The sequence below is a fragment of the Mycoplasma zalophi genome, assembly GCF_018914005.1.
Classification (GTDB): domain Bacteria; phylum Bacillota_I; class Bacilli_A; order Mycoplasmatales; family Metamycoplasmataceae; genus Metamycoplasma; species Metamycoplasma zalophi_A.
In genome coordinates, this window is the sequence record NZ_JAHMHI010000001.1 from 681,574 (window position 1) to 707,974 (window position 26,401).

The 26,401-nt window shown below is 25.3% G+C and carries 23 protein-coding genes and 2 tRNA genes; 11 read left to right on the forward strand and 14 right to left on the reverse strand.

The annotated features are described in order from the left end of the window. Nucleotides 1-149 precede the first annotated feature (149 nt). From KQ877_RS02675 to argS, 11 genes are all read right to left on the reverse strand, one after another. Nucleotides 150-223: transfer RNA gene (locus tag KQ877_RS02675), tRNA-Gly, on the reverse strand. 91 nt (nucleotides 224-314) lie between these two features. Beyond that, nucleotides 315-1,835, reverse strand: a complete 1,521-nt coding sequence (cls, locus tag KQ877_RS04260) for a cardiolipin synthase (protein WP_216488217.1) — start codon at nucleotides 1,833-1,835, stop codon at nucleotides 315-317. A gap of 32 nt (nucleotides 1,836-1,867) precedes the next feature. Continuing rightward, a tRNA-Ser gene (locus KQ877_RS02685) sits at nucleotides 1,868-1,958 on the reverse strand. A 141-nt stretch (nucleotides 1,959-2,099) separates the two neighbouring features. After that, the gene (gene dnaK, locus KQ877_RS02690) at nucleotides 2,100-3,914 is read right to left on the reverse strand and encodes a molecular chaperone DnaK (protein ID WP_216535979.1); all 1,815 of its coding nucleotides are present in this window, start codon (nucleotides 3,912-3,914) and stop codon (nucleotides 2,100-2,102) included. A 137-nt stretch (nucleotides 3,915-4,051) separates the two neighbouring features. After that, entirely contained in the window at nucleotides 4,052-4,858 is an 807-nt protein-coding gene (locus KQ877_RS02695; RefSeq protein WP_216488213.1) for an Hsp33 family molecular chaperone HslO, read from the reverse strand. 8 nt (nucleotides 4,859-4,866) lie between these two features. Beyond that, nucleotides 4,867-5,538, reverse strand: coding sequence for a chromate transporter (locus KQ877_RS02700; protein WP_216488211.1), 672 nt, complete (start codon nucleotides 5,536-5,538; stop codon nucleotides 4,867-4,869). Next, a complete protein-coding gene (locus KQ877_RS02705; protein ID WP_216488210.1) occupies nucleotides 5,538-6,152 on the reverse strand; it encodes a chromate transporter in 615 nt (204 codons plus the stop codon). The genes KQ877_RS02700 and KQ877_RS02705 overlap by 1 nt, the downstream gene beginning before the upstream one ends. A gap of 56 nt (nucleotides 6,153-6,208) precedes the next feature. Then, nucleotides 6,209-6,583 (reverse strand): hypothetical protein, encoded by a 375-nt coding sequence (locus KQ877_RS02710; RefSeq protein ID WP_216488209.1) that lies wholly within the window; start codon nucleotides 6,581-6,583, stop codon nucleotides 6,209-6,211. Next, nucleotides 6,567-7,964 carry a glutamate--tRNA ligase gene (gltX, locus tag KQ877_RS02715; RefSeq protein WP_216535980.1) on the reverse strand — a complete coding sequence of 466 codons (1,398 nt, stop codon included), beginning with the start codon at nucleotides 7,962-7,964 and terminating at the stop codon, nucleotides 6,567-6,569. Before gltX ends, KQ877_RS02710 begins: the two co-directional genes overlap by 17 nt. Before the next feature lie 21 nt (nucleotides 7,965-7,985). Next, the gene (locus tag KQ877_RS02720) at nucleotides 7,986-8,510 is read right to left on the reverse strand and encodes a hypothetical protein (RefSeq protein WP_216535981.1); all 525 of its coding nucleotides are present in this window, start codon (nucleotides 8,508-8,510) and stop codon (nucleotides 7,986-7,988) included. 12 nt (nucleotides 8,511-8,522) lie between these two features. Then, complete coding sequence (gene argS / locus KQ877_RS02725; RefSeq protein WP_246529761.1) at nucleotides 8,523-10,136, reverse strand: arginine--tRNA ligase; 1,614 nt, start codon at nucleotides 10,134-10,136, stop codon at nucleotides 8,523-8,525. Nucleotides 10,137-10,198: 62 nt separating this feature from the next. Between argS and cysS the strand changes: the two genes are divergently transcribed. Genes cysS through nusG form a run of 6 tightly spaced genes read left to right on the forward strand, consistent with a single transcriptional unit; the run spans nucleotide 10,199 to nucleotide 13,696 of the window. Then, nucleotides 10,199-11,401 (forward strand): cysteine--tRNA ligase, encoded by a 1,203-nt coding sequence (gene cysS / locus KQ877_RS02730; protein ID WP_216488206.1) that lies wholly within the window; start codon nucleotides 10,199-10,201, stop codon nucleotides 11,399-11,401. Further along, nucleotides 11,386-12,078: a 23S rRNA (guanosine(2251)-2'-O)-methyltransferase RlmB gene (rlmB, locus tag KQ877_RS02735; protein ID WP_246529760.1), complete on the forward strand. Its 693-nt coding sequence runs from the start codon at nucleotides 11,386-11,388 to the stop codon at nucleotides 12,076-12,078. Before cysS ends, rlmB begins: the two co-directional genes overlap by 16 nt. 57 nt (nucleotides 12,079-12,135) lie before the next feature. After that, nucleotides 12,136-12,639, forward strand: a complete 504-nt coding sequence (locus KQ877_RS02740; protein ID WP_216488205.1) for a hypothetical protein — start codon at nucleotides 12,136-12,138, stop codon at nucleotides 12,637-12,639. 22 nt (nucleotides 12,640-12,661) lie between these two features. After that, complete coding sequence (gene rpmG / locus KQ877_RS02745) at nucleotides 12,662-12,811, forward strand: 50S ribosomal protein L33 (protein ID WP_216535982.1); 150 nt, start codon at nucleotides 12,662-12,664, stop codon at nucleotides 12,809-12,811. Continuing rightward, nucleotides 12,811-13,083: a preprotein translocase subunit SecE gene (gene secE / locus KQ877_RS02750; protein WP_216488201.1), complete on the forward strand. Its 273-nt coding sequence runs from the start codon at nucleotides 12,811-12,813 to the stop codon at nucleotides 13,081-13,083. The genes rpmG and secE overlap by 1 nt, the downstream gene beginning before the upstream one ends. Before the next feature lie 10 nt (nucleotides 13,084-13,093). Continuing rightward, nucleotides 13,094-13,696: a transcription termination/antitermination protein NusG gene (gene nusG, locus KQ877_RS02755; RefSeq protein ID WP_216488199.1), complete on the forward strand. Its 603-nt coding sequence runs from the start codon at nucleotides 13,094-13,096 to the stop codon at nucleotides 13,694-13,696. 29 nt (nucleotides 13,697-13,725) lie between these two features. On the opposite strand, the gene KQ877_RS04265 is transcribed toward nusG, so the two are convergent. Then, complete coding sequence (locus tag KQ877_RS04265) at nucleotides 13,726-14,280, reverse strand: DUF402 domain-containing protein (RefSeq protein WP_216488197.1); 555 nt, start codon at nucleotides 14,278-14,280, stop codon at nucleotides 13,726-13,728. Continuing rightward, nucleotides 14,267-16,330 (reverse strand): MYPU_1760 family metalloprotease, encoded by a 2,064-nt coding sequence (locus KQ877_RS02765; RefSeq protein ID WP_216535983.1) that lies wholly within the window; start codon nucleotides 16,328-16,330, stop codon nucleotides 14,267-14,269. Before KQ877_RS02765 ends, KQ877_RS04265 begins: the two co-directional genes overlap by 14 nt. Nucleotides 16,331-16,387: 57 nt before the next feature. Here KQ877_RS02765 and trmB point away from each other — a divergent pair, with 57 nt between their 5' ends. The 5 genes from trmB (at nucleotide 16,388) to KQ877_RS02790 (ending at nucleotide 25,675) form a co-directional block, all read left to right on the forward strand. Next, nucleotides 16,388-16,999, forward strand: a complete 612-nt coding sequence (trmB, locus tag KQ877_RS02770; RefSeq protein WP_216535984.1) for a tRNA (guanosine(46)-N7)-methyltransferase TrmB — start codon at nucleotides 16,388-16,390, stop codon at nucleotides 16,997-16,999. Between the two features lie 115 nt (nucleotides 17,000-17,114). Beyond that, entirely contained in the window at nucleotides 17,115-19,739 is a 2,625-nt protein-coding gene (gene gyrA / locus KQ877_RS02775; RefSeq protein ID WP_216535985.1) for a DNA gyrase subunit A, read from the forward strand. A 57-nt stretch (nucleotides 19,740-19,796) separates the two neighbouring features. Further along, complete coding sequence (locus KQ877_RS02780; protein WP_216535986.1) at nucleotides 19,797-23,675, forward strand: hypothetical protein; 3,879 nt, start codon at nucleotides 19,797-19,799, stop codon at nucleotides 23,673-23,675. A gap of 20 nt (nucleotides 23,676-23,695) precedes the next feature. Further along, nucleotides 23,696-24,562 (forward strand): DegV family protein, encoded by an 867-nt coding sequence (locus tag KQ877_RS02785; RefSeq protein ID WP_216535987.1) that lies wholly within the window; start codon nucleotides 23,696-23,698, stop codon nucleotides 24,560-24,562. A gap of 12 nt (nucleotides 24,563-24,574) precedes the next feature. Then, a complete protein-coding gene (locus tag KQ877_RS02790) occupies nucleotides 24,575-25,675 on the forward strand; it encodes a restriction endonuclease subunit S (RefSeq protein WP_216535988.1) in 1,101 nt (366 codons plus the stop codon). 74 nt (nucleotides 25,676-25,749) lie between these two features. Here KQ877_RS02790 and KQ877_RS02795 read toward each other — a convergent pair. After that, the coding region (locus KQ877_RS02795; RefSeq protein WP_216535989.1) for a restriction endonuclease subunit S at nucleotides 25,750-26,401 on the reverse strand (652 nt) is incomplete at its 5' end.

The window sequence follows — 26,401 nt, forward strand, 5'->3', positions numbered from 1 at the left end:
TTTTTAAATAAATAAATTCATTTTAAAATATATATAAATTATACATTAAAGATCAATACCTTTAATTTAGTAGTGTAATTAGCGAACTAATTTATTAAATGATAAAAAAAGTAATAAAAAAACCACTTTCGTGGCGGTCATTGCTGATATGGTGCAAGCGAAGGGAATCGAACCCTCACAGTCAGCTTGGAAGGCTGAAGTTCTACCATTAAACTACACTCGCTTTTTGTTTGTTGCTTTAATATTATACATAAAAAAAATTAAATTTATAAAAAAAATTTATTTTTTAAATATTTTAATATTAACAAACAAAATTATAAAACAGGTTTAAATAATTTACCTAATAAATACATAAATCTGCTATGTTTTCTTTTGAATAATTTTTCATATGCTTCTTTATCATGTAATTTATTATATTGTTCAAATATTTGTTTTATATCTTCGGTTGCTTCTCCAATATAAAAATTAGCAATTTCAAATTGTGAATAAAAGCTTCTATAGTCTAAATTCATAGTTCCTAAATAAGCAATTTTATCATCAATAACTGCCATTTTAGCATGTAAGAAAGTGTTTTTAACAATAATAACTTCTAATCCATATTCTACAAGAGTTTTAAGATTATCAATGGTTGCATAGTAAACATAATTTTTATCTGAAAAACCAGGAATATAAATAGTAACTTTTATACCTTGAGATAAAACTCCAATAATAGCCATTTCTAAACGTTTTGTAGGAATAAAATATGGAGTACTAAAAGATATAGAATTTTCTGCTTCCATTAATATTTTAATTAAAGTACTTTCAAGAAGAGGGTAATCAGTGATAGGACCATCTTCAATACTTGTTATTAAATTTTGGTAATCAATTTGTTCGTGCTTAAAAAAATAAGTTTCTGAATTTTCAATAATTTTATATGATTGTTTTTGTCAATCGTATAAAAAAAGTTTAACGTAAAAATCGTTAGCAGGACCTATAAGTTTTATATTTGAATCTTTTCAAACACCATATTTTTTTGAGTAATTTGCATATTCATCTGAGATATTGCATCCACCTGTATATGTAATATTTCCATCGATAATAATAAATTTTCTGTGTGAACGGTATGTTCCTACACTTGTTATAAAAGGAAAAGCAATTTTCTCTGCTTTTGTTATTTGAATTCCACTATCTTCAAGATTTTTTAGTACTATGCTTGGCATATCTCATGATCCAAAATCATCTACTAAAATTTTTATTTCTACGCCTTGTTTAACTTTTTTTAGTAGTATTTCTTTTAATTGATCAAAAATTTCTCCGGGTTTTATGATGTAAGTTTCAATAAAGATATATTTTTGTGCTTTTTCTAATTCTTTGAATATGTCATAAAAAAAATGAAAACCGTTGTCAAAGGTTATGATATTAGCTGGTAAAAGCAATCTATTGCTCATTTTAGAAATTTTTTCAAATTCACGAAATTTTTCATTTTCTTTAAATTTTGTTAAGTCATATTTTTGTTCATTAACAAAAATTTCAGAAGTTTCTTTTTTATATTCAGAAATAGTCATTGATTTTAAATATTTTTGTCCAAATATTATGTATAAAACATGTCCTATCAAAGGAAAAATTGCAAAAATAAATTGTCAAGATTGTTTACTTTCAGAACTTCTATCTTGACTAAAAATAATTAAATTAAAAATTAAGTTTAGAAAATATAGTGCAATAAGAATTGCAAATAGCACCTTGTTGTTGTATTTACTAAAAAAATATAAAATAAAAGTAATGCTTATAAATAGCAATATTAACAATATATAGTAAATAACTGTTTGAATTTTTTTATTATTTAAATTCTTTTTCATTATAAAAATTATACAAAAAAAGTATAAAAAAATGGCGGATTGGAGAGGATTTGAACCTCCGCGGGAATTGCTTCCCCTACAGTCTTAGCAGGACCGCCTCTTCAGCCTCTTGAGTACCAACCCACATTTAAAGTGTATTTATATTATACATAAAAAAATATTTTTTTCATACATAACTCTATTTTTCTACGTTTTTTATTTACTTTAAAATAAAAAAAGCCCGAAGGCTTTAATAATTATTATGTGAATTGGGAAAAATATATTTTAATTTTGACTTTCGTCTTCTTCTGTTTTGTTGTTTTGATTTTTTAACATTTCTTCTAAATCTTCAGGTTTCATTCCTGATTTTGCCATTTGTTCTTGGAATGCTTTAGCTTGTGCTTCAAATGCATCCATTTTTTGTTTTAATTCTTCGAATTTTTTCTCTGCCAATAGATCTTTTAATTCTTTTAATTCTGCTTCACTTTTTGCTTTTTGATCTTCATTTAATTTATCTTTTGATTCGTTGTATTGTTTTTCTAATTGATTAATGAAAGTTTCTGCACGAACTTGTGTTTCAACTTCTTCTCTACGTTTTTTATCTGCTTCACGGTTATCTTCAGCATCTTTAACCATTTTATTAATTTCTTCTTCAGTTAATTGTGATGTATTTTCAATGGTTATTGTATGTTCTTTATTTGTTTTTTTATCTTTTGCTGTAACTTTTGTAATTCCATTAACGTCAATATTGAAACTTACTTCAATTTGAGGAACTCCACGAGGCGCAGGTTCAATACCTTCTAAATTGAATTGTCCTAAGATTTTATTGTCATATGCCATTTGTCTTTCACCTTGGACAATAACAATACTTACTGCTGATTGATTATCTGCTGCTGTTGAAAATACTTGTGATTTTGTAATAGGAATTGTTGAGTTTCTTGGTATTAAAGGTGCTACAATTCCTCCTTCAACTTCTATTCCTAAAGTTAGTGGTGTAACATCTAATAGTAAAATATCACTAATATCACCAGCTAAAATTCCACCTTGGATTGCAGCTCCAATTGACACAACTTCATCTGGGTTTATTGAATGGTTAGCTTTTTTGTTTAATGTTTTTTCAACTAGTTCTTGAACAGCTGGCATTCTTGTTGAACCACCAACTAATAAAACTTCATCTAAATCACTAGTTTCTAATTTTGCTTCATTTAAAGCATCATAAATAGGTTTTTTAACTCTTTCTAGTAAATCTTCAGTCATTTTTTCAAAATCTGAACGTTTAAGTGATAATTCAACGTTTATAGGTCCTGTTTCTGTAACTGCTAAGAAAGGTAATGAAATTGTTGCAACTGATGAACCTGATAAAGTAATTTTTGCTTTTTCAGCTTCTTCTTTTAATCTTGCCATTGCCATTTTGTCATTTGTAGGATCATAATTGTGCTCTTTTTTGATTTCTGAAACGATTCAGTTAACTATTTTATTATCTCAATCATCTCCCCCTAAGTGGTTATCTCCTGATGTAGATAATACGTCAAAAGTTCCTTCTTCCATTTCTAATACTGAAACGTCAAAAGTTCCTCCTCCTAAGTCAAAAACTAATAATTTTTGGTTTTTAGATTTGTCTTTATCCATTCCAAATGCAAGAGCAGCTGCTGTAGGTTCATTTATAATTCTTACTACATCTAATCCAGCAATTTTACCAGCGTTTTTAGTTGCTTCACGTTGAGCGTTATCAAAATAAGCTGGAACTGTTATAACTGCTTTTTGTACTGCGTGACCAATTTTTTTCTCAGCATAATCTTTCATGTAAGATAAAATCATTGCACTAATTTCTTCAGGTTTATATTCTTTTGAATTTGCTTTAACTGTTTGACTTGTACCCATTAAACGTTTAATTGATGCAATAGCATCTGGGTTTGTTTCTAATTGTCTTTTAGCAACTTCACCAACAATAATTTCTGAATTTTTAAAACTTACTACTGATGGTGTAGTTCTTTTTCCTGTAGGGCTTTCTAAAACTTTAGGTTGTTTTGTTTCATCTATAATTGAAACAACTGAGTTAGTAGTACCTAAGTCAATACCTAAGATAATTTCTTTTGCCATTTTTTACTCCTTATTTTATATATAGTTAAGATTGGTTTTTATTAATGATAATTAAATTTTAGCACATTTTTTAGCACTCTCACTAAAATAGTGCTAATTTTTTAAAATAATAAAAAATGTTGCAAATTACAACAATTTTATGACAATATATATGCTCTATGACAAAAATTACATTTTATTTCTACTTTTCCTTGTTCTTGTTTAATTTTTTCTATTTCTTCATTTGATAAAAGTTTTAATGCTTTTTTCATTTTTGTTATTGAACAAGAACATTTTCATTGTAATTTTTTTTCTGAGTGAATTTTAGCACCTTGCTCAAGTAAAAGTTTTAAAGTTTTTTTAAACCCTAGTTCCATAAATGAATTGTTTTTAATAAAATCTTCAATTCATTTAATATTTTCATCTGTTGCTTGAGGTAATAATGTAAAAATTAAACTTGATGCTTCTTTTATGTTTTCGTCTTTGTCAAATTTTAAAGAACTAAAAACTGCACTTGCTATTTGTTGTGATTGAGCAAAAAATTGTGCTAAGTCATCTACTAATGTTACTTCATTCATTTTTATCTCACTATCTCAACTTGCAAATTTTTTATCTAAAATTCTAATTCTTAAATATGCATCACTAAATGCAAACATTGTAAGCGCCTCATTTATATTTCCGTCTCAAACTACACCAGGATCAGATATATAACTTCTTACAACTCCATTGTGATTTACATCAACTACTAAATTTTCTATTTTTCCTCTTGATCTTATAATTGTAGAAATATCTCCAGTTTTTGAAATAATTTGTCCTAAAGGACTAAATAAAGCTAGTGATTTTGCTAAAGTGTGTTTTGAAAGCGAAACCGCATTTTGTTTTTTTGAAGCTACTTTAGCAATTGAAACAGCATCTGTTAAAAATATTAATGAATTATTTAATTCTAATGTAATTACTTTTGACATTTTTTCTCCTATAACAACCATGGTTCAAAAATAATGAATCCTAATATAATAGATCCTAATATTAAATATAATAATGGAATTTGTTTTTTTTGTAAGTAAATTGTTAAAATAACACAAAATGGAACCCAAAAATATAAAACATATTTTCTTCAACCAGAAAATATTTGACTTTTTAAAGATTCATAATTTGTGCTTATATATTGTGAACTACCATTAAAAGTTAAATATGGTATTGCCATACTTAAAATTAATTGCAACGCAAGCGAAATCATAATAGCAGCTAAACAAGGTTTTAAATACTTATTAAAAGCAATAAAATATGTATTTGTTTGATTTTTGGTAAATATTTTCATAGTAAAAAACATAAAAAATATTGCTGGAATACAAATTGCTAAATAAGTTAAAAACATTGCAAGTCATCCTCATCACTGTGCTTGTCCGCTTTGATCATAACTTAATAAATAACCTGTAAAAAATGCTAATTTAGTACCAATTATTCCTGGGGTTGCATTTGCGACTGCAAAAACTTGGTCAATTTGGTCAATTTGCATGTGTAAATTGAAGTTGTTAATTAATATTTCAAATATTCATTTATAAATCGGTAAAAAAACTTGTCCACCACCAAAAACTATAAAAGCACTTAAAAATACAAATCCTAATCCCACAAAAAACACTAACATTATTGCTCACCTTCTTTGCCTTTAGTGTTATATTTTTTGAGTTTCTTAACTTTTATGATAAAAAATATTAAAAACAATCCTATTAATAATGGTATTGCTGGGACATTATAAGGACTTGGAATAAATAAACAAAAACATAAAGTGGCTAAAAATGATACAGTCACTAAAAAAGAATTTATGTTTTTGTAACTGTATTTTAAATATTTAAAACCAAAATTAATTAATACACCAATAATAACTGGTAAAACGCAAGCTGCTAATATATATAAATATTTAGTTGCATATTTATTTAGTAATATAAAAACAATAAGACTAAATAATAAATGTGGTAAAAATGCTAGTAATGAAACAATAAAACCTTTTCAAAAACCAAGTAATTTAATCGCAATAAAACTTAAAGTTTCTACAACACTAGGTCCGGGAATCATATTAGAAATTAAAACAGCATCTTCAAATTCTCTTTTGTCAATTCATTTATATTTAGTAACTGCAAACTTAGAAACAATAGGTAAAAGAGCATTACCACCACCAAAACCAATAAAAGTACACATAAAAATGAACAAAAAAACACGTCATGATTTTACTTTGTTTTGTTTATTTTTTATTTTTTCCATATTTTTAATTTTATTATTTAAATATAAAAAAACAAAGAAATTTCTAAGTTTCTTTGTTAACTAGTTTTTATATTAATATCAACAGAAGCTAAGATATTTTTTTCGCTTAAATTATTTACTAAATCATATGAAATTTTTATTTCATTTACATCTATTAAAACTTCTTTTAGATATGAATAAAACTCAATATATTTTTCATCCACCAAATAATGAATTAGACAATATTTTTTGTGTTGTAATTCAAAATTTTGTAAATCATCTTGAATAAAAACTACTTCTTTAGAAATTTTTATTGTTTGGAGTTTGTTTTTATCATTTTCAAACTTTAAAACAATAAATTCATCTTCTGTTTCTTCAATGTAATTTGTTGTATATTGTGTTAGAAATTCATTATTGTTTGAGTTTACAATACTTTTAAATTCCAATTGCATTTTCTAATCTTTGTAAAACTAATTCCTTACCAAATAAATATATTGCTTTTGCAAGTTCTGGTCCGTGTTCTGCATATGTTGTTGCAATTCTTATTGGCATAAATAAGTTTTTTCCTTTAACATTTAAGGCATCTTTTGTTTCATTTATAGCTAGTTGAATATTTTCAACACTGAATTCTTTTTCTTTTAAAGAATTATAAAAATATTTAACAACATCATTAACTTCAAATTCAATTTCTAATTTTTGAATTGGTTGTTCATATAATTCTAAATCCTTTTTTAAGTCATTTAAAGTTACTATGTTTTGTTTATATGTTTCAATAAAAATTTCTAATCATTGATCATCTTTTGAAGTGTTTAAAAAATTTTTAAAAAAACTATTTTCAGTATTTTTTCAGTATTGTTTACTGAATCATTCCATTTTTTGAATGTCAAATTTTGAAGGACTTTTTGATAATCTTTCAAATAAAAATTTCTCAATTAATTCATCATGTGACATTATTTCTTTTGCATCTTCTGAAGTTCAACCTAGTAAAGATAAGAAGTTAAAAATACTATGAGCATGATAACCTTCATTTTTATAATCTTCAATAAATTGTTTTAAAGTATTATCTCTTTTTGAAAGTTTTTTTCCTTCCATATTAGTAATTATTGTTAAATGACCAAATTTAGGTGGTTCATAATTTAATGCTTCATAAATTGCTAATTGTTTAGGGGTGTTTGTTATGTGTTCTTCACCTCTTAAAACATGTGAAATTTCCATTTGATTATCATCAATAACTACTGCAAAATTATATGTTGGGTATCCATCACTTTTTAAAATAACAAAATCACCTATATCATCACTATTTACACTAATATTTCCTCTAACTAAATCATTTCAACTGTAAATATGATTTTTAGGTAGAGCTAATCTTACTGAAAATTCACCATTTTGATCTCTTTTATTTTTTTCTTCTTCAGAAATTTTTAATCAATTTCTATCATATCTAAATGATGGAATCCCTTTTTGTTCGCTTTCTTCATGCTGTTTAGCCAATTCTTCTGAACTGTCATATGCCTTGTAAGCTAAACCTTGATTTATTAATTCATTAACTATTTCTTTATAAATTTCAAGTTTTTCAGATTGACGATATTTTCCATATTTAGGATTTGGATTTATCGGGCTTTCATCTGGAATTATACCTAATCAAGCAAGATTGTTTAATTGACTTTCTTCACCACCTACAACATTTCTAGCAACGTCTGTATCTTCAATTCTCAATACAAAATCACCACCAAAATGTTTCGCAAATAAATAGTTGAATAATGCTGTTCTTGCACCTCCGATGTGTAAATATCCTGTTGGACTTGGTGCATAACGTGTTCTTATTTTTTTCATTTTTAATCCCTTTAATTCATATTAAATTTCATCAAAAGTTAAAGTTAGTGTAAATTTTTTTAAAGGACGATTACTGTTTTTGTCAACAATTTTAGTTCAATCCCCATAAACACTTTGTTCAGCTTCTATAAAAGTTGGATCTTTTTTTGCAAGAGCTTCAACAGGTACGCTATAAAGGTAAAATTCTACTTTTTTTGCCCCTAAATCCTTGAAATATCATTTTCATGCATAGTTTCTTGCGTAATTTTCAATGTTATCAATAGTTACATATTTTTTTAATAAATTATCATAAAATTGAGTAACATCGATTAAATTATTTTTTTTAGCATCTTCTTCAAATTTTGAACCTGTGTATTTTACGTAAAAATTATTTTGATTATCTGCAAATAATCTTATAAATTCTGCTTTAGATGTTTTGATATTATCTTTTGAATGATCTGTTTGTTTTAAATTAAAACCACAAGAAGCAGCAATTAAAGGAGTTGTTACTAGTGTAATCGTTGCTGCAAAAACAATTGGCAATATTCATTTTTTTCTTAATTTCATATTTATTCTATTCTACATTTTTTCAACTATATCTAAATCCATTAATTTTAGTCCGCTTTCAAGAACTTCTTTTGTTGCTTTTACTAAAGCAATTTGTGATTCTTCATCTTCAGAACCTAAAATTTTAGAATTAGAGTAAAAACTGTTGAATGCTCCAGATAAATCTAATAAATATGGTGGTAATAAGTTTACTTTATATGTTTTTGCCATTGTTTGAATTAAATCAGCATATTTTTTTAATTCATTTACTAGTTTAATTTCAAATTCACTTGTGTATTCTCCAGCTTTTGGATTATCCTTGTAATTTGATTTACTTAAAAGCTGATTTGCTCTTGCATAAGCATATTTAATATTAAACATTGCATTTGATTCAGATTCTTCATTCACTTTACTAATATCAAAGTCAATTTTTGAATTGTATGAACGGTTTATTAAGAAAAATCTAATTGCATCTTTTCCTACTAAATCCATTAATTCTCTTAAAGTTAAAGAGGTTCCAAGACGTTTAGACATTTTAACTTCTTTTCCATCTTTAACAACTCTTAATAATTGGAATAAAACCATTTCACATTGGTTACGTTTGTATCCTAAATCTGTTAAAGCATATTTAATTCTTTCTACATAACCTGAGTGGTCAGCTCCTCAAACATCGATAATAACACCATCTGGGTGGTTTAGACGCAATAATTTATCTTCATGGTAAGCAATATCTGCACACATATATGTATAAGATCCGTCACTTTTTACAATAACTCTATCTTTGTCGTCGTATCCTCCCCTTGTTGTTGCTAGTCATTTTGCTCCGTCTTTATCATAAACATTTTTTAAACGGTTAATAGCATTAAAAACAATGTTGTTTGTATATAAATCAGTTTCACTTGAATAAAGATCGAATCATGTTCCGAATCTTTTCATGTCTTTTTTGATTTCGCGTAGTGCTATATTTCTTCCGAATTCTCTAAAAAATTCTCTATTTGGTTCGTATTCAGCACCTTTGTATTTATCACCGAATTCCTTGTAAAATTCTTCGGCAAAATAAATAATATCTCCCCCATTATATGCATCTTCAGGCATAGGATAAGATTTATCAAAAATTTGTTGATAACGTGCAAATAGTGATGCAGCTAAGTTGTTCATTTGATTTCCTGCATCATTTACATAATATTCTCTTACAACTGGGTGTCCAGCAAATTCTAATACATTTGCAAGAGTTGCGGCAATAGCGGCGTTACGTGCATGTCCAATATGTAAAAATCCTGTTGGGTTAGCACTAACATACTCAAGATTTATTGGGTAAAGTTTTTTAGTTCCTTTTCCATAATTTTGACCCAATTTATTTATATTGTCAATCGTTTCTGAAAAAACTTCATTTTCAACATAAAAATTCATAAATCCGGGCACGGCAATTTCAATTTCTTTTATTGAATATTTAGTCATGTCGATATTGTCTTTAATTTCCTGTGCAACCTCCATTGCACTTTTTTGTAATTCTTTTTGTAATGTTAAAGCTATATTTGAAGCAAAATCTCCATGATCTTTTGCCTCTGTTAATACAACTTTTTTTTCTATATTTAATTTTTTTAGAGCTTCATCAATTGAAGCGATAATTTTTTCTTTAGCACTCATAATGTTTATATTATAATACTTTTTTATGATCTTTTTTATGTTATATAACTATAATAATAGATATGAAAAAATATTACGTATGTGGCCCAACTGTTTATAATTTAGTTCATATTGGAAATATGCGACCTATTTTAACATTTGATATTTTAGTAAGAGGTCAAAAATATTTAGGTGAAGAGATATTCTTTTTACACAATATAACAGATATTGATGACAAAATAATTAACAGGGCAATTGAATTAAATATTTCAGAAACACAATTAGCAAATGAAAATACTGAGTTATACTTAAAACTTTTAGAGGATTTTAATATTTTAAAACCTACTAAAATAGCTAGAGTTACTGATTCATTAGATATTATTTATGACTTTGTAAACAAATTAATTGAAAAAAAATCTGCATATCAAAAAGGGGTAAATGTCTTTTTTGATATTGAAAAAAACAAAGAATTTTATGGTGAAATAAGTAATCAAAAAATTGAAAACATGGAATATGAACAAAGCGATTATGAAAAAAATCATCCCGCTGATTTCGCACTATGAAAAGACACAAAAGTGGGAATAAAATATGACGCACCATTTGGTAGTGGTAGACCAGGATGACACACAGAATGCGCTGCTTTAATTAGTCATTATTTAGGAGATGATACAATTGATATTCATGGTGGAGGAAGTGATTTAACCTTCCCTCATAACGAAAATGAAAATATTCAATTTAGAGCATTAACAAATAAACCATTAGCAAAAACATGATTACACTTTGGAACTTTAAATTTAAATGACGAAAAAATGTCTAAATCATTAGGAAATATAATTACAGCGCGGGAATTTATTGATTTACATGGTGCTGATACTTTAAGATTGATTTATTTACAAACTTCTTATTCAAAACCTTTTAATTTAACAACAGAATTTATAGAAACTTCAAAGAAAATGATTGCTAAATTTGAAAATATAATCAAAAAATATTTAATTACAAATAAAGATGAAGAAATAGATTTTCAATTAGTTAAAGAAATAGCAAAAGAGGCTTCAAATTTAAATACTTCTAATGTTATGAAATATTTATATGAATTATCAAAAAATAAAAATAAATCAGCAACATTTTTAGAAGCTATTAAAATGCTGGGTTTTAACATTGCAAACACAAAAATTACTGAAGAACAAACAAAATTATACTCAGAATGACAAAAATTATTAGCTGAGAAAAAATTTGAAGAAGCTGATAAAATAAGGGAAATTTTAAAAACATGAAATCTTATTTAACAAATATTATTGTTGGAAGAAATTCCGTAATTGATGCCCTTGCAAATGGATATGATATTGAAAAAATTTATATTCAAAACAATATAAATATTAAACTGAACTTCAAAAATATAGAATACGTTTCAAAAGAAAAATTAAATAGTTTAACAGATCAAAATCATCAAGGGATAATTGCTATTATAAAACCTTTTAATTATGCAGATTTTAATGAGTTAATTTTAAAAAAACCTGAACAAGTAATTATTTTAGATCATATTCAAGATCCTCACAATTTAGGGGCTATTATGCGTTCTGCAAATGCTTTTGGATTAAAATGAATAATTATTCCTAAAGACAGAGCAGCTAGTGTAAATGCAACGGCTTTAAAAATTTCAAGTGGTGGATTTAATGGATTAAAAATAGTTAAAAATTCTTCATTAAATACAACAATTAACAAATTAAAAGAAATAGGTTATTGAGTCTATGCAACTTCATTAGATAATAAATCAATTAATATTAATGATGTAAAATTTAATACTCCAACAGTTTTAATAATAGGTAATGAACAAAAAGGTGTGTCTAACACACTTCTTAAATTAAGTGATCAAAATATTTACATCCCTCAAGCAGGAACAGTGCAATCTTTAAATGCTTCTGTTGCTGCTGGTATATGTTTTTATTGTCTAAAAAATAAATAAGGAAAATTTTAGGAATTTTTTGCATGATTTTTTTAACTTAAATGAAAAAATTAAGTTATGAATAAATACAAAAATAACTGAATTTCCTTTTTTTATATTCATAAAAAACAATTAGAATTTTTAGCAAGAGAATTAATAAAAGATAAAAATATTCCTTTAACAGTTGACGATTTTATTCCAGAAGCAATGGATGAAATCAAACAACAATTAGATTCTCAAAAAGAAGTAAATATATCATATATTTTAAAAGCATGTGAATATAGATTTAGAAATATTATAAAAAAATATACTTCCAAAAAACACAATGTTTTAAATAATGCTTATTATTATGAAAAGGATGAATTATTTGACATTGCATATGAAGACAAATATTTAGATAATTTATTTTTATCTCATTTAAAAAGCAAGTTAAAATTAACAAAAACTGAAGAAATTATTTTAGATAATTATTTTTTAGAGGGTCAAACAAAAACTGAAATTTTTAAAAAATATCACATTTCTCCCTATTATCAAAATTCAATTTCGCGTCAACTAACAACAAAAATCACCAATATAATATAATTTATTATATAATTTAAAAATTATGAAAAAACAAAGCAAAAAAGTTTCATTAGCATGTACAATATGCAAGCACAAAAACTATTCAACAAATAAATCAATTGAAAAACGGCTAGAAATAAATAAATTTTGTCGTTTTTGCAATGCTAAAACCTTACATAAGGAGGAAAAATAATGAGTCAAAGAAATGATGAAAAAATCGAACCATTTCAAAATCTTTCTTTTAAAGAATCGCAAGCTTTAAAAGAACAGATACCTCCAGTCACAAAAGAAAGACCATTTCGTGCATTTAGAAAAGATATAAAAAGAATTATTTGACCAAAAGCAAAAAAAGCATGAAAATGATACGCTCTAACATTAATATTTTTAGTAGTTTTTGCTGTGTTCTTTTTTGTGGTAACGGTATTTTTTACAAATATTTGAAATTCATTAGGAATTAAATTATAAAGGGGTAAATATGACAGATACAAATGGTGAAAAATTAATATATAAATGATATATGATTTCAACTGTTTCAGGTAAAGAAGAAAAAGTAAAAGAAACACTTGAAAATAAAATTCAAACAACAGGAATGCAAGAATTTTTTGAACAAATTAGAATTTTTCAAATGCCACATTTAACAAGTAAAGAACTTGAGAAAAAAACACGTGGTGAACAATATGAACCTAAATTTATTAATATGTATAAAGGTTATATTTTTATTAAAATGTGCATGAGTGATGATTCTTGATATTTAGTACGTAATACACAATATGTAACCGGATTGATTGGTTCTAGTGGAAAAGGAGCAAAACCTACCCCTATTTCAAAAAGAAAAATCGAAGAGATGGAAAACAAAGAAAGATTATTGCGTGAAGAATTCGAAACTGGAAATATTGAAACCGCTTTCAAAGAACAAACAATTGTTAGAGTAATTAGAAAAGATAGTCCTTACTTTGGACAAGAAGGTGCAATTATTCAAAATGATGACAAAGAAGAAAGAGCTTTTGTTGAAATTGAAACCTTTGGAAGAAAAACCCCAACCCAATTTGAATATAAAGATTTAGAAATTATTGGTTAATATAAAAAGCACTTTAAAGGTGCTTTTTATTATATTTCTTTCAACTTTTTTAATTTTTCAACATATTGATTGATATTTCTCTCATTAAAAAAATCTTCTTTTGAATTAAAAAGTAAATACAAGTAATCTATTTCATCATAAATTTTGTAAATTAATTCTTTTGGGTATTTATATTTAATAATGTTTGTTTTAAAATCATTTCAATCAATTACATTAAAATCATTGCGTAAATTTGTTTTTACATCAAGATCAAAATCAATATATTTTACTGTGTTATCTTCTATATAAAAAGGACTTGCTAGATTTACATAAACAAATTTTTGATCATTTCTAACTAATATAGTTGCATTAAAAAAATGCGTTTTAGAAAATAAAAACAATGTCGGTTCATTAACTACTCAGTTAATTGATTCTTCAGCGACTTTAGTTTTAACCATTAAAAACACCGCATAGTCTTTTCAATTGTCAATCAATTTAACACCATTATATTGTCTATATAATGTACCATCGTATTTAAATGATTGAATATTTAAAAATTCAGCATTTTTAATTAGGTCATCTAGTTTGTTTTTAATTCTTTCCATAATATTTTAATTTTATATTAAATTCTGTTTCTTTGTTTAATTCTTGCTGCATTTCATAGTCTAAATAATATGTTTGAATATCAGGAATGATGGTGTGTATTAATCTTCTGTAATTAGAAATTCTTCTTTTGATACTTTTATATCTGTTGTATGCAAGTTGTTTATTAATTTGCATAATTTCATTATTTTGAATAATATTGTCTTGATTTTTGTCTTCTCAAAAGGAAATTTCTAGGTTTTTATTTAAATTTATGTTTTTGACATTAATTGCTTTTTTTGTAAAATAGCTAAAGTAATTATTATCTAAACCAACAAATTCAGGTCCTAAATCTTGCCCGCCTTGCTGCTCTGAGTTTTTTCAGTCACTTTTTGTTTTTAGATTACCTTTATTTATTACAATATCAATGATATGCTGATTTGTACCGTCATTAACTATTAAATGATTGTTTTCTAAAAAAGTTTTTCTTATTATACCGTTATTTGCTGCGTTTTTTGTGTTAATATATCCTTCAAAATTTAACTTACTATATGTATTTTTTGCTGCTTGTTCTACTGCCAAACTATTTGGTCAAAAACCTTTTTCGCTAATTAGCTCTAAAAATGTATTATCAGAAGAAATTTGAGAAATTGGAAGACCATAACCCATTAAATCTAAATATGCTTTGTAAAGTAATTTTTGTCTTTTTTTAGGATTTGGTAAAGTTTTAGTTTGAAAAAATTGAAAAACTTTTTTAAGTAGATCTTCAGAATTTAAAAGTTCGTCTAATTTTTCTTTGGTGATTTTATCATTTTCAGTCGGTGTAAATGGGTCATCAAATACTCAGTTACTTCCATATAATTTTTCACGATAAACTGACATATTATTAGAATATCTTCGTGGAAACAGTCCCATAACACGACTAATATCTTCTGCATATGAACTTATAAAAGGTGTGTTAGGATCATTATCAAAACCAAAATATCCGCCTTGTGTTGAAAATGGTTGACTATATGGTTTTTTAGGAACATAACTTAGTTTTAGAAATTCTCTAGGTATCAATTCTTCAAAACTATAATAATAATTTAAATCATCACTTTTTAATGGGTTTAGGTACTGGATTCACTCAGCAATATCATGATTAAACGTAAAATCTTCATTTAATCATTTATTATCTTTTGTCTGTAAATAATTTGCTATTTTAAATAATTCACTTGCTGAATATTCTTTGTAAAGAGAAGTATACCTATTATCGCGAAAAGCACTTTCCAGAAGTTTGTATTGTTTATATTTATCACTAAATAATAATGCCTCTTTAAAATCATCTAAAAACTTTTTGTTGTAAATCGTTTTTCCATATTCTTTTAGTTTATTTTTATCTATATTTAAAGATGAATCAATTCTTAAATTATCAACAATTTCATCGGTTGCGAATTCATCCTGAAATTGATTGTTAATAATCATAGATTGTGCATAAATTGCTGCTATGTGATGCATATACTCATGAATTAAAGTGGGTAAAATTAATTCAATTTTAATATCATTTTCTACTTGTTCTCAAGGCCTTTTTAAATTTCTTAATTTTTGATTTTCCTTATATATTAAATTATTTGTTGAAAGATAAATTTGTTCGTAACTACCTATAAATAAACCAGCGGCACTTTTTTTGTGGTAATTTCTTATATTTGGTTTATTTAAATTAACGCGAACTAATTCACTAATTTCAGGTCCATATCCACCTTTTTTTTGAAAGGAAATAGCTAATTTTTTCATTCCTTCTTCATCTAAAAAATATTTGTAGTCATTATTTTTATCTTTTGCATATGCTCATTGTCTAATGTTTATTAAAGTTGGGTCATAATTGGGATTTTTTGTTCCGTCTTTGTTTGTTTTTGCATTAAATTCAATAAACTCATTATCTGATGCTACAAAGTTATTATATTTATCAGTCGTTGTAAATGTAAAAACAAGACCTAATCCTATTGCAATTGAAGCAAGTGAAATAGATGTTCCTAAAACTATTCATTTTAATAATGAGGATTCATTTGATGATTTTTTAAATTTAAATTTCATAATTATTATTTTATATAAATTATTAAAAAAAACTATTAATATTTTACAATTTAAAATATGAGATTAAAATTTAACAAAGATGCTGAAGGTATTTTAAATTCTTCAGATAAATTATTAAAACAAAGACCAATAACTTTAAATAAAAAGACATATTTAGAAATCGGTATGGGTAAAGGTCAAATGATCACACAAATGGCATTAGAGAATCCTGAAATTAATTTTATTGGTTGAGAAAAATACTCAACAATTGCACTGTATGCACTGAAAAAGATTGAAAAAAATAACATTTCCAATTTAAAATTGATAGTTGATGATGCTGTAAATATTGAAGAAATTTTAGCAGATAAAGTCGACCGAATTTATTTAACTTTTTCTGATCCTTGGCCAAAAAAACGTCATGCAAAAAGAAGATTAGTACATAGAAATTTTTTAGTTAAATTTTCGCATATTTTAAAACCAGAAGGCAAAATTATTTTTAAAACAGATAATGATCTTTTATACAATTTTGCACTTGAGGAATTAGAATTTTTAAAAGCAAATATTATTTTTCAAACTACTGATCTTCATAATAGTGAAAAAAATGAAATAAATATTCCAACAGAATATGAAATTAAATGATCTGAAAAAGGTAAAAATATAAATTATGTTGAGTTTAACTTTTTAAAATAAGTCTGATTAAATTCAGACTTTTTGTTTGCAATTAATCTATTACTTTGCTTTATTGCAATTTAGTGTATAATTATTATATTATATATAATAATATTTTAAAAATATGGGAGTATTTATGTCTAATAATGATAATATAGAAGAAAAAGATTTAGATGAAACTTATTTTGTAGAAGAAGAAGAAATTAAAAAAGTTTTTGAAGAAGAAGTAATTGAAGAAGATGAAGAAGAATTACCACCACAAGAAAAAGAAGGATATGTAGTTAAATCTAATATTTTAAATGAAGAAAAAAATGGATTAACTCCTGTAAGTTTGGTAAAAGAAATGAAAAGCGCTTTTATTGAATATGCAATGAGTGTTATCGTTTCACGTGCTTTACCAGATGCAAAAGATGGATTAAAACCAGTTCATAGACGTATTTTATACGGAATGAGTGAACTTGGTATGTTTTATAATCAACCTCACAAAAAATCAGCTCGTATTGTTGGGGATGTTTTAGGAAAATACCATCCACATGGTGACAGCTCTGTTTATGAAGCTATGGTAAGAATGGCTCAAGATTTTAGTTTAAGATATCCATTAATCGATGGCCACGGTAACTTTGGTTCAATTGATGGCGATGAAGCAGCTGCTATGCGTTATACTGAAGCTAGAATGAGTAAAATTGCTTCATTAATGGTTGATAGTATTAAGAAAAACACAGTTGATTTTATTGATAACTATGACGCAAGTGAAAAAGAACCTGTTGTATTGCCTGCTAGATTTCCTAATTTACTTGTTTCAGGTACAAGTGGTATTGCAGTAGGGATGGCAACAAGTATACCACCTCACAATTTAAATGATGTAATTAATGCTTCTATTGCTTTAGCTGCAAATCCAGAAATAAGTATTGATAAATTAATTGAAATAGTACAAGCTCCAGATTTTCCAACTGGTGGAATATTATTTGACAAAAAATCAGTAATTCAGGCTTATAAAACCGGTAGAGGTAGTGTAACAATTCGTTCAAAAGCACACATCGAAAAATATGCAAATGGAAAAAGCAAAATTATTGTGACTGAAATTCCTTATGCAATTAGAAAAACAGATATTATTGAAAAAATTTCAGTTTTAATTAAGGAAAAAAGAATTGAAGGAATTCAAGATTTTAGAGATGAATCTAACCGTGAAGGAATTAGAATTGTAATCGATATTAAGAAAAATGTAATCCCAGAAATTATTTTAAATAAATTATATAAATTGACTCAACTACAAACTCGTTTCTCAATTAATACAATTGCACTTGTTAATAACGAACCTAAATTATTGAATTTAAAACAAAGTTTAGAAGTTTATATTGAACATCAAAGAGATGTAGTTACAAGAAGATTAAATTTTGATTTAGAAAAAGATGAACAAAGAGCACACATTTTAGAAGGTCTAAAAATTGCAGTTGAAAATATTGATAAAGTTATTGAAATTATTAAAAAATCTTCAACAGATGCTCAAGCACAAGAAACACTTTCAAATACTTTTAATTTAACTGAAATACAAACCAAAGCAATCGTTGATATGCGTTTGGGTCGTTTAACAGGTTTAGCAATTGAAAAAATGGAAGAGGAACTTCAAACATTAATTGCAAGAATCAATGAATTTAAAGATATTTTATCTAACCCTGATAAATTAACACAATTAATTATTGATGAATTATCAGAAATAAAAGCACAATTTGGTGATAAACGTCGTTCAGAAATTCGTTGAGATTTAAATTATTCAATTGAAGAAGAAGACTTAATACCACAAAGTGAAATAATAGTTACTTACACTACAAATAATTACGTAAAATCAACTTTACTTGAAGAATATCGTGAACAAAAACGTGGTGGAACAGGTTCTATTGGTGCAAAAACTTATTCAGATGATAATGTTAAAAACATAATTCATGCAAATACTCATACTGATATTTTAATACTTACTTCAAAAGCAAAAATATTTAGAATTAGAGGACATGAAATTCCTAGTGTTTCTAAATCAGCCAAAGGAACACCTATTGTTAACTTAATTCCAAATATTGAAAAAGATGAAAATATTTCAACAATATTAACAACTGATGATTATGATAACAATAAATATTTATTAACAATAACCAAAAAAGGTATTGTAAAAAGAACATCATTAGATCAATATGAAAGAATTAACATTTCAGGTAAAAAAGCATTAATTTTAGATGAAGATGATGAACTAATTGATGCAAAAATAGCATTAGAAAATGAAGAAATTTACATAGGAAGTTCTGATAATCATTTAGCAAGATATGATGTAAGTGAAATTCGTGATACATCAAGAGCATCTCGTGGTGTAATGGGAATCAAACTTGCAAAAGATCAACATGTAATTAACTGTTCTAGTTCAAATGAGGGAAAATATATCTTTAGTTTAGGATCAGAAGGTTTTGGAAAATTAACATTAGCAGAAGAATTTAGAAAAACTTCAAGAAATGCAAAAGGAGTTTTAGCATTAAATGGTCAAAAAGCTGGTAATTTAATTTATGCAGCTGCTTGTCAAGGCACTGAAGATTTAATGATTATCACTAAACAAAATATGGTTATTAGATTTAATTTAAAATTAGTATCTGTTACATCAAGAAATACTAAAGGTGTTAAATTAATTAATCTGAAAAACAAAAAAGATGAAATAGTTGCAGTTACAAAAATAAGTTTTGTTGATGAAGAAACATCACATGAAGAATCTAAAGAAAATTAAATATTAAGGAAGCAAAAATGTAAAAGGCATTTTTGCTTTATAAATTGAAAGGGTAATATGAAAAAAGCAAAATTTTTAGCATTAATTCCTCTAGCTGCTGTTGCTCCATTTACTTTAGTTGCATGTACTGTAAATAATCAAAATAACCCTAATATTCCAACTAATAAAACAGATGACAATAATTCAAATACACACAATACAAATTCATCAAGCAATAATTCCAATTCAAATAACCAAAAAAATGATTCTTCAAATTCAAAAAAAGATAATAGCAATGACAGTGTAGAAAAAAATAAAAATTCTGAAAAAGAGTCAAATGATGCTAACAATGATAATCATAAAGAATCTAATCCAGAATCTAATGATGTTAATAATGACGTAGAAAAAAATCAAAATTCTGAAAAAAAACCAAATGATGCTGATAATAATCATGCAGGTTCTTCTGATGATAATTCTAATTCATCAAATAATAATCAACCATCAAATGAACCAATGCCAAATGAAGAAGAAACTAATAATAAAAAAGAATTACAAATTACAAAATCTACAAATTTTAATCCTGAAATTACATTTAATTCAGCTACTTATTATTTAGAAATAAAAAATTTTGAAGAAATTTATTCTCAAAATTTAAATATTCAAGTAAAACTTATTTCTAAGACTAGCTTATACAATGCAGAAATTTCTAAATTAGAAGATAAATTATTGCTAAAAATTAATTTTTATGATTTGAATGAAAATACAAGCTATAAATTGGAAAAACTAGAAATTTCTAGTGCTAATAAACAAACTTCTGTTGTCCTTGTTGACAAAGACTTTAGTTTTGTAACTTTAAAGCAAAATAAAGAAAATGTTGAACACATTAATTTAGAATCTAATTTATTAGATAGCGATAGAGTATTAATAAATTCATTACAACAAGCAAATTCATACTCAAATAACGATCAAAATATCAATACTAATATAAGTGATTTAGCAAAAGAAAATTTAAAAAATAATTCACTATATTCAATATATTTTAGTGAGTTAGATAAAACATTTAAATATGAAATCACTTCAAATATCCGCGTAGAACGTAACTTATCAGAAGTTGTTTTTAATAATAAAATAGATAATAATGATTCTGTTAAATTTACTTTAAAAAACCTAAATAATTTAACTCCTAATAATGTACAAGTATTAGTTAAAGGATGAGATGGAAAAGATGTTTGAACTAAATGATTACAAGTCCAAAAAAATTCAAATGAAATTACACTACAAAAAAATCAATTAAATAAATACTTAACTAAGTATGTTATAACAGCTATAAAAGATTCACAAAATCAATATAAAGTAGTTTTAAATGAAAATAATATTTTTCTAAATAATACAAATCTTCATAATTTAGAAGTTTCACACTTTAGTGTTTATAAAGATGAAACTAACAAAGATATTTTTGGGTCTTTAATGTTGAATTGAACAAATGAACAAGCTAATTTATTAAGAAATAAAGTTTTTGCTTTAACTTTTGAAGCTAAACAAAAAGTTTATGTTAAGAAATCACATACAGAACCAGGTGGTTTATTTACTTCTCCAACAGAAGTTGTAGACAATAAACATGAACAATTTGATGATATAAATAAAGTTTATAAATTTAAAACAATTTATGTAAATTTTGAAGATTTGTGAAAATTTAAATTAAATGGTTTACAAGAAAAAATTGAATATAAATTAAGCAAAATAAATATTCAAAATAAAAATGAATATTTTGATATTGTAAGCCCAATTACTTATAGAAATTCTTCATACTTTAATTTCAATTTCAACTGAAAAAATAATGATAAATTAATAAATCAACTTATAAATGAAACAGATCAATTTACTGAAAATAACAGTAATTTAGTTGCGAATAGTTTAAATTTATCTAAATCTCAATTGTTTGCAAACCATGATTTATCAAAAAATAATATTCCATTTTCAATTAGTAATTTATCTCAATTAATTAACTACAATTATGAAGTTCACAAAGTAAAAACTTTATACAAAAATAGAAAACCATATAATAATCCAAATACAAATAACATAGAATTTGTTGATTATAAAATTTTAAAAAATAACAATTTATACAACTTATATTGATTTAAAACAAGAGATTATTTAGCAAAACAACCCTTTGTTTTAAATAATCAAAAAACAGAAGCAAGTATTTCAAAAAATCTAAATTCTATTGTTAATTTAGATTCTATACCTTCAGAAGATGTGATTTTTTGAATTACTTTTGAACTAAATCCAAATCCACAAAGACCTTTAAAATGAACTGAATTTAATGATGTATTTTCAAGAGTTACAATTCCAATTTCTTATAAAAATCTTTTAAAATACAATAAATTAGAAAATGTTGAATTTGTATATAGTATGAATTCTGAAAATAGTGAATTTCAAGCTGATATTGCTGCAAAAATTAAGTCACTTTTAAGATTTAGTATTGAATTAGATCAAAATAAAATTTTAACTTTAAAAATATCTACAAAAGATAATAAAGTAGTTTTAAATAATACAAATTGATTACATAATTCAAGTTCAGAAAGATCATTTTTTATAAATACAGCTGATTTATTTGTAAATTGAATTCAACCAAATAATGATTCTAAAATTCTTTCATTTAAAGAATATGAAACATTAGATAATTTATCAATCAAAACAACATCGGTTGCTTATAGCAATACTTATGAATTAAAACAAAAAACAAAAGAAACTGAAGTTAAAAACTCAAATGGCACTGTTTCAAATAGAGATATTGATAACTACCTAGAAGATGAAGTTAAACCTGAAGAAAAAAATAAAAGATTATTTTCAGAAGATTCTTCAGTTGGTATAGATGAAGCAAGAAAAAGAGCGTATTCACTTTCTTCAAAATCAGATGGTACTTGAAATATTTTTGCAAAAGTAAATGATGATCCAAATGACTATCGTTTTTGAACATTTTCAAATTACCATGTTTGAGCCATAAATAAATCCGCTGCTGCTAAATTTGCAACCATATCTAAATCCGAATCAGGTAATGAAGTTCTAACCATTAAAAAAGGGCAAATATTAGCACCAACATTAATTTCTGAAGATTATTCTAATAAATCAGAACCAGTTTTTTACAAACCTGGAAATAGAGATGATATGGAAGTAAAAGGTAATTTATATGAATTTAATTTTGAAAACTCAGAAGATAAAATAACTTATGAAGTGATAGCAGATTATACAGGTAATTTTAAAAATAATTTTGATGCACTTAAAGATAATTTAGGTCAGACTGAAAAAGATAATAACGATGAAAAAGATACAAATAAAGCTGATTTATTAGTTGCTATTGTTGATTTTAAATCAATTTTTAAAAAATTTGAAAATAAAAATTTAAACCAGGAAATTGATGGAAAAACATTAACAGAACAAGAAAAAAATGCCATTAAACATGTTTTAAGTTTTAAAACACTAAAACCAATGAAAATATCTAAACTTTCTAGATATATGACTTCATATAATAACTTAAATTCATACATAGGTTCTATTCCAAAAGTTCCAACAGTAAATAAAGATGGACAAGTAGAAGCTGCAAGATATAGAGAATATCTATATGGTGCAAATTCAATTGCGCTTCACCTTAATTCTGATTCTGATATTTCTCATTCATATAATGGAGCTGTTTATACAGAAGTTGAAAACTTTGATTTATTTTCAGGTTCATCAGGTTCAGCTGTATATGACCATGAAGGTAAATTTTTAGGATTAGTAAAACAAGGTACTGCATCAAGAATAAATAATTTTATCTTTGTTGATACTCAAAAATATTCTTATTTTGGAAATGATGACACAAAATACAATCAAGGCACATTTTATGCAATTTCAAATAAATTAAATTATTTATACCCATCAACTTTTAATAAAGTATTTTCAGATGAAAATTAATTAGTTTACAAAGGAGAAATATGAAAATAGCAATAGTTGTTGATTCAAGTTGTGGATTAACAAAACAACAAGCAGAAGAAAAAGGTTGATATTTTTTACCTATTCAAATAGATATTGATAATAAAATTTTTAAAGATGGAGTTGATGTTACTTCAGAAAGTATTTTTGATCATATAGAAAAAAATTCTCGCGTTTTAACTAGTTCAACTTTTTTAGGTGGAACTATTAATTTAATTGATGAACTAAAAAAAGAGTATGAAAAAATAATTATTTATCCAATTTCTAAGGAACTTTCTAGTCAATATCAAACTTTAAAAATGGCTTTTATGGGCGATGAAAAAGTTTATGTAATACCTTCACAAAAAATTTCATTGCCAATAATAATGGAACTTAGTTTATTTGAGGCTAAATTAAAAGCAAATCAAAAATATGAAGAAGCTTTAAAAGTTTTTGGTCATTCAGATAATACAATTCATTTAATTCCTGAAAATGGAGAAGCTTTAGTAAGGGGTGGAAGACTAACACCTGCAGCTGCAAGTGTTGCTAAATTATTAAAAATAGTGCCTATTATTGAATTTAAAAATGGTGAATTAATCAAGTATGGTAAAGGAAGAGTTTTTGATAAAACAATTGTAAAATTAGCAAAAGAAATTCATTCAAGTGATTCTTCTAAAACTCTTATTTTGATAAATGCAAATAATCAAAATATAGATAAAATCGCACATGATATTATTAATAATTTAGAGATAAATGAATTATATATTTCAAATATGCCACCAACTATAAGTGTTCATGCCGGTAATGGCGCAATTGCACTTCTTTATGCAAAAATTACTCCTACAGAGCTAAATGCACTTGAAAATTACATTACAAAAATAACAAAATAATAAGGAAAAATAATGTCAAAAAAATTAGTTCCAGCAATAAGATTTAAAGAATTCACTAACGATTGGTTTCAACACACGGTGGAAAATATAGGTAAATTGCATACTGGAAAACTAGATACTCACCAAGCCTTAAACTACGGAAAATATAACTTTTATACTTCGGGATTAAATGTTTACAAAATAGATAGTTGATTAATAGATGATGAAGCAGTAATAATACCAGGAAGCGGAGCAAGTATAGGTGTTGTTCATTATTACAAGGGAAAATTTAATTTAAATCAAAGAACTTTCGCACTAATTACGAACATAAATACAATGTTTACTTTTTATAGCTTTGTTAGAAATTTTAAAACTTCTATTAGTAAATTACCGTTGGTGGGTGCTATACCAAACATTTTAAGAAATGATATTTTAAAAGAAATTATTTATGTTCCTTGTACTCAAGAACAAAACAAAATAAGTAATGTTTTCAATTATTTAGATGTAAGCATATCTTTGTTAAAGCGTAAGTTAGAAAAATTAGAAAACATAAAAAATACACTTTTGAACAAGATGTTTGCAAATGAAAAAAACTTGAAACCGGACATAAGATTTAAAGAATTCACTAACGATTGGTTTCAAGACAAAGTGGAAAATTTAATATTACAAAGAATAAAAAGTTCTTTATTAATTTCTGAAACAATAAAATTTGGAAATTTTCCAGTATATAGTTCAACAGGTTTTTTTGGATACACAAATCAAAAGTATATAGATAGCAACTTCATTATAATGTCAGTTGATGGAAGTGTAGGGACAATGAAGATAATTCCAAAAAATTCTTGATTTATTTCAACAAATAATGCGTTTATTCCTAAAAATATTAATGCAATCTATTTTTTATACTACATATTGAATAATATCGATTTTAATAAATATATTGTCGGAACAACTATTAAACATTTATATTATGAAAATTTTAAATCAGTAAAAATATATCAAACAGATATTGAAGAACAAATTAAAATTTCTAAATTATTTAAAAATTTAGATGCAAATTTATCTTTGTTAAAGCGTAAGATAGAAAAAATGGAAAACATAAAGCAAACACTATTAAATAAAATGTTTGTTCAGTAAATTAATAAAAAAATACCGAAAAATATACAAAAAAGTACTGAAAAATGTGCTAAAATGTGTATTTTTTTATTATTTTACTTACGTTTTAACAAAGATATGCTTGTATCAATTTTTATAAATAAAGAAGCTATTTTGCTTATTTCATTGTCGTTTGATAAATAAATAGGGTAATTTTTAATATCTTTCAATACTATAAAAGGTATAGCATTTTTTTGAATTCTCATTTGCATATCTGAATAGAAAAAATGAAATAAGTAAAAGTAAACAAAATATATATTTTTAGAAAAATGGTCTAAAACATAGGTTCTTTGATATGCATTGAACAATCCTTGCACAAAATGAACATACCCCATATTTGCTCCGTTTCCTGCAATTGTTAGAGCGGGACCAATAAAATCATAAAAATTTATTTTATAAATATTGACACCCGAAGTATAAAAATTATATTTTCCATATTCAACTGCGTTATTAACATCAATTTTTCCAGTTTGAATTTTTGTTATATTTCCTATACTATCTTGAAACCAAACGAGAGTGTTTTTCAGTAAAAATGCAGTTTTTTCAACATAAAAAAGTTGATTTTTTGAGCAAAATCACAAACGCTTTAACAAAGATATGCTGTCGTTAAATAATTCAATAAACTTAGATATTTTTTGCATTTCCAAAGAATCTGTAGATAAATAAAAATTAATATTTGCCATAACGTTATTCATTAATTTTGGTATG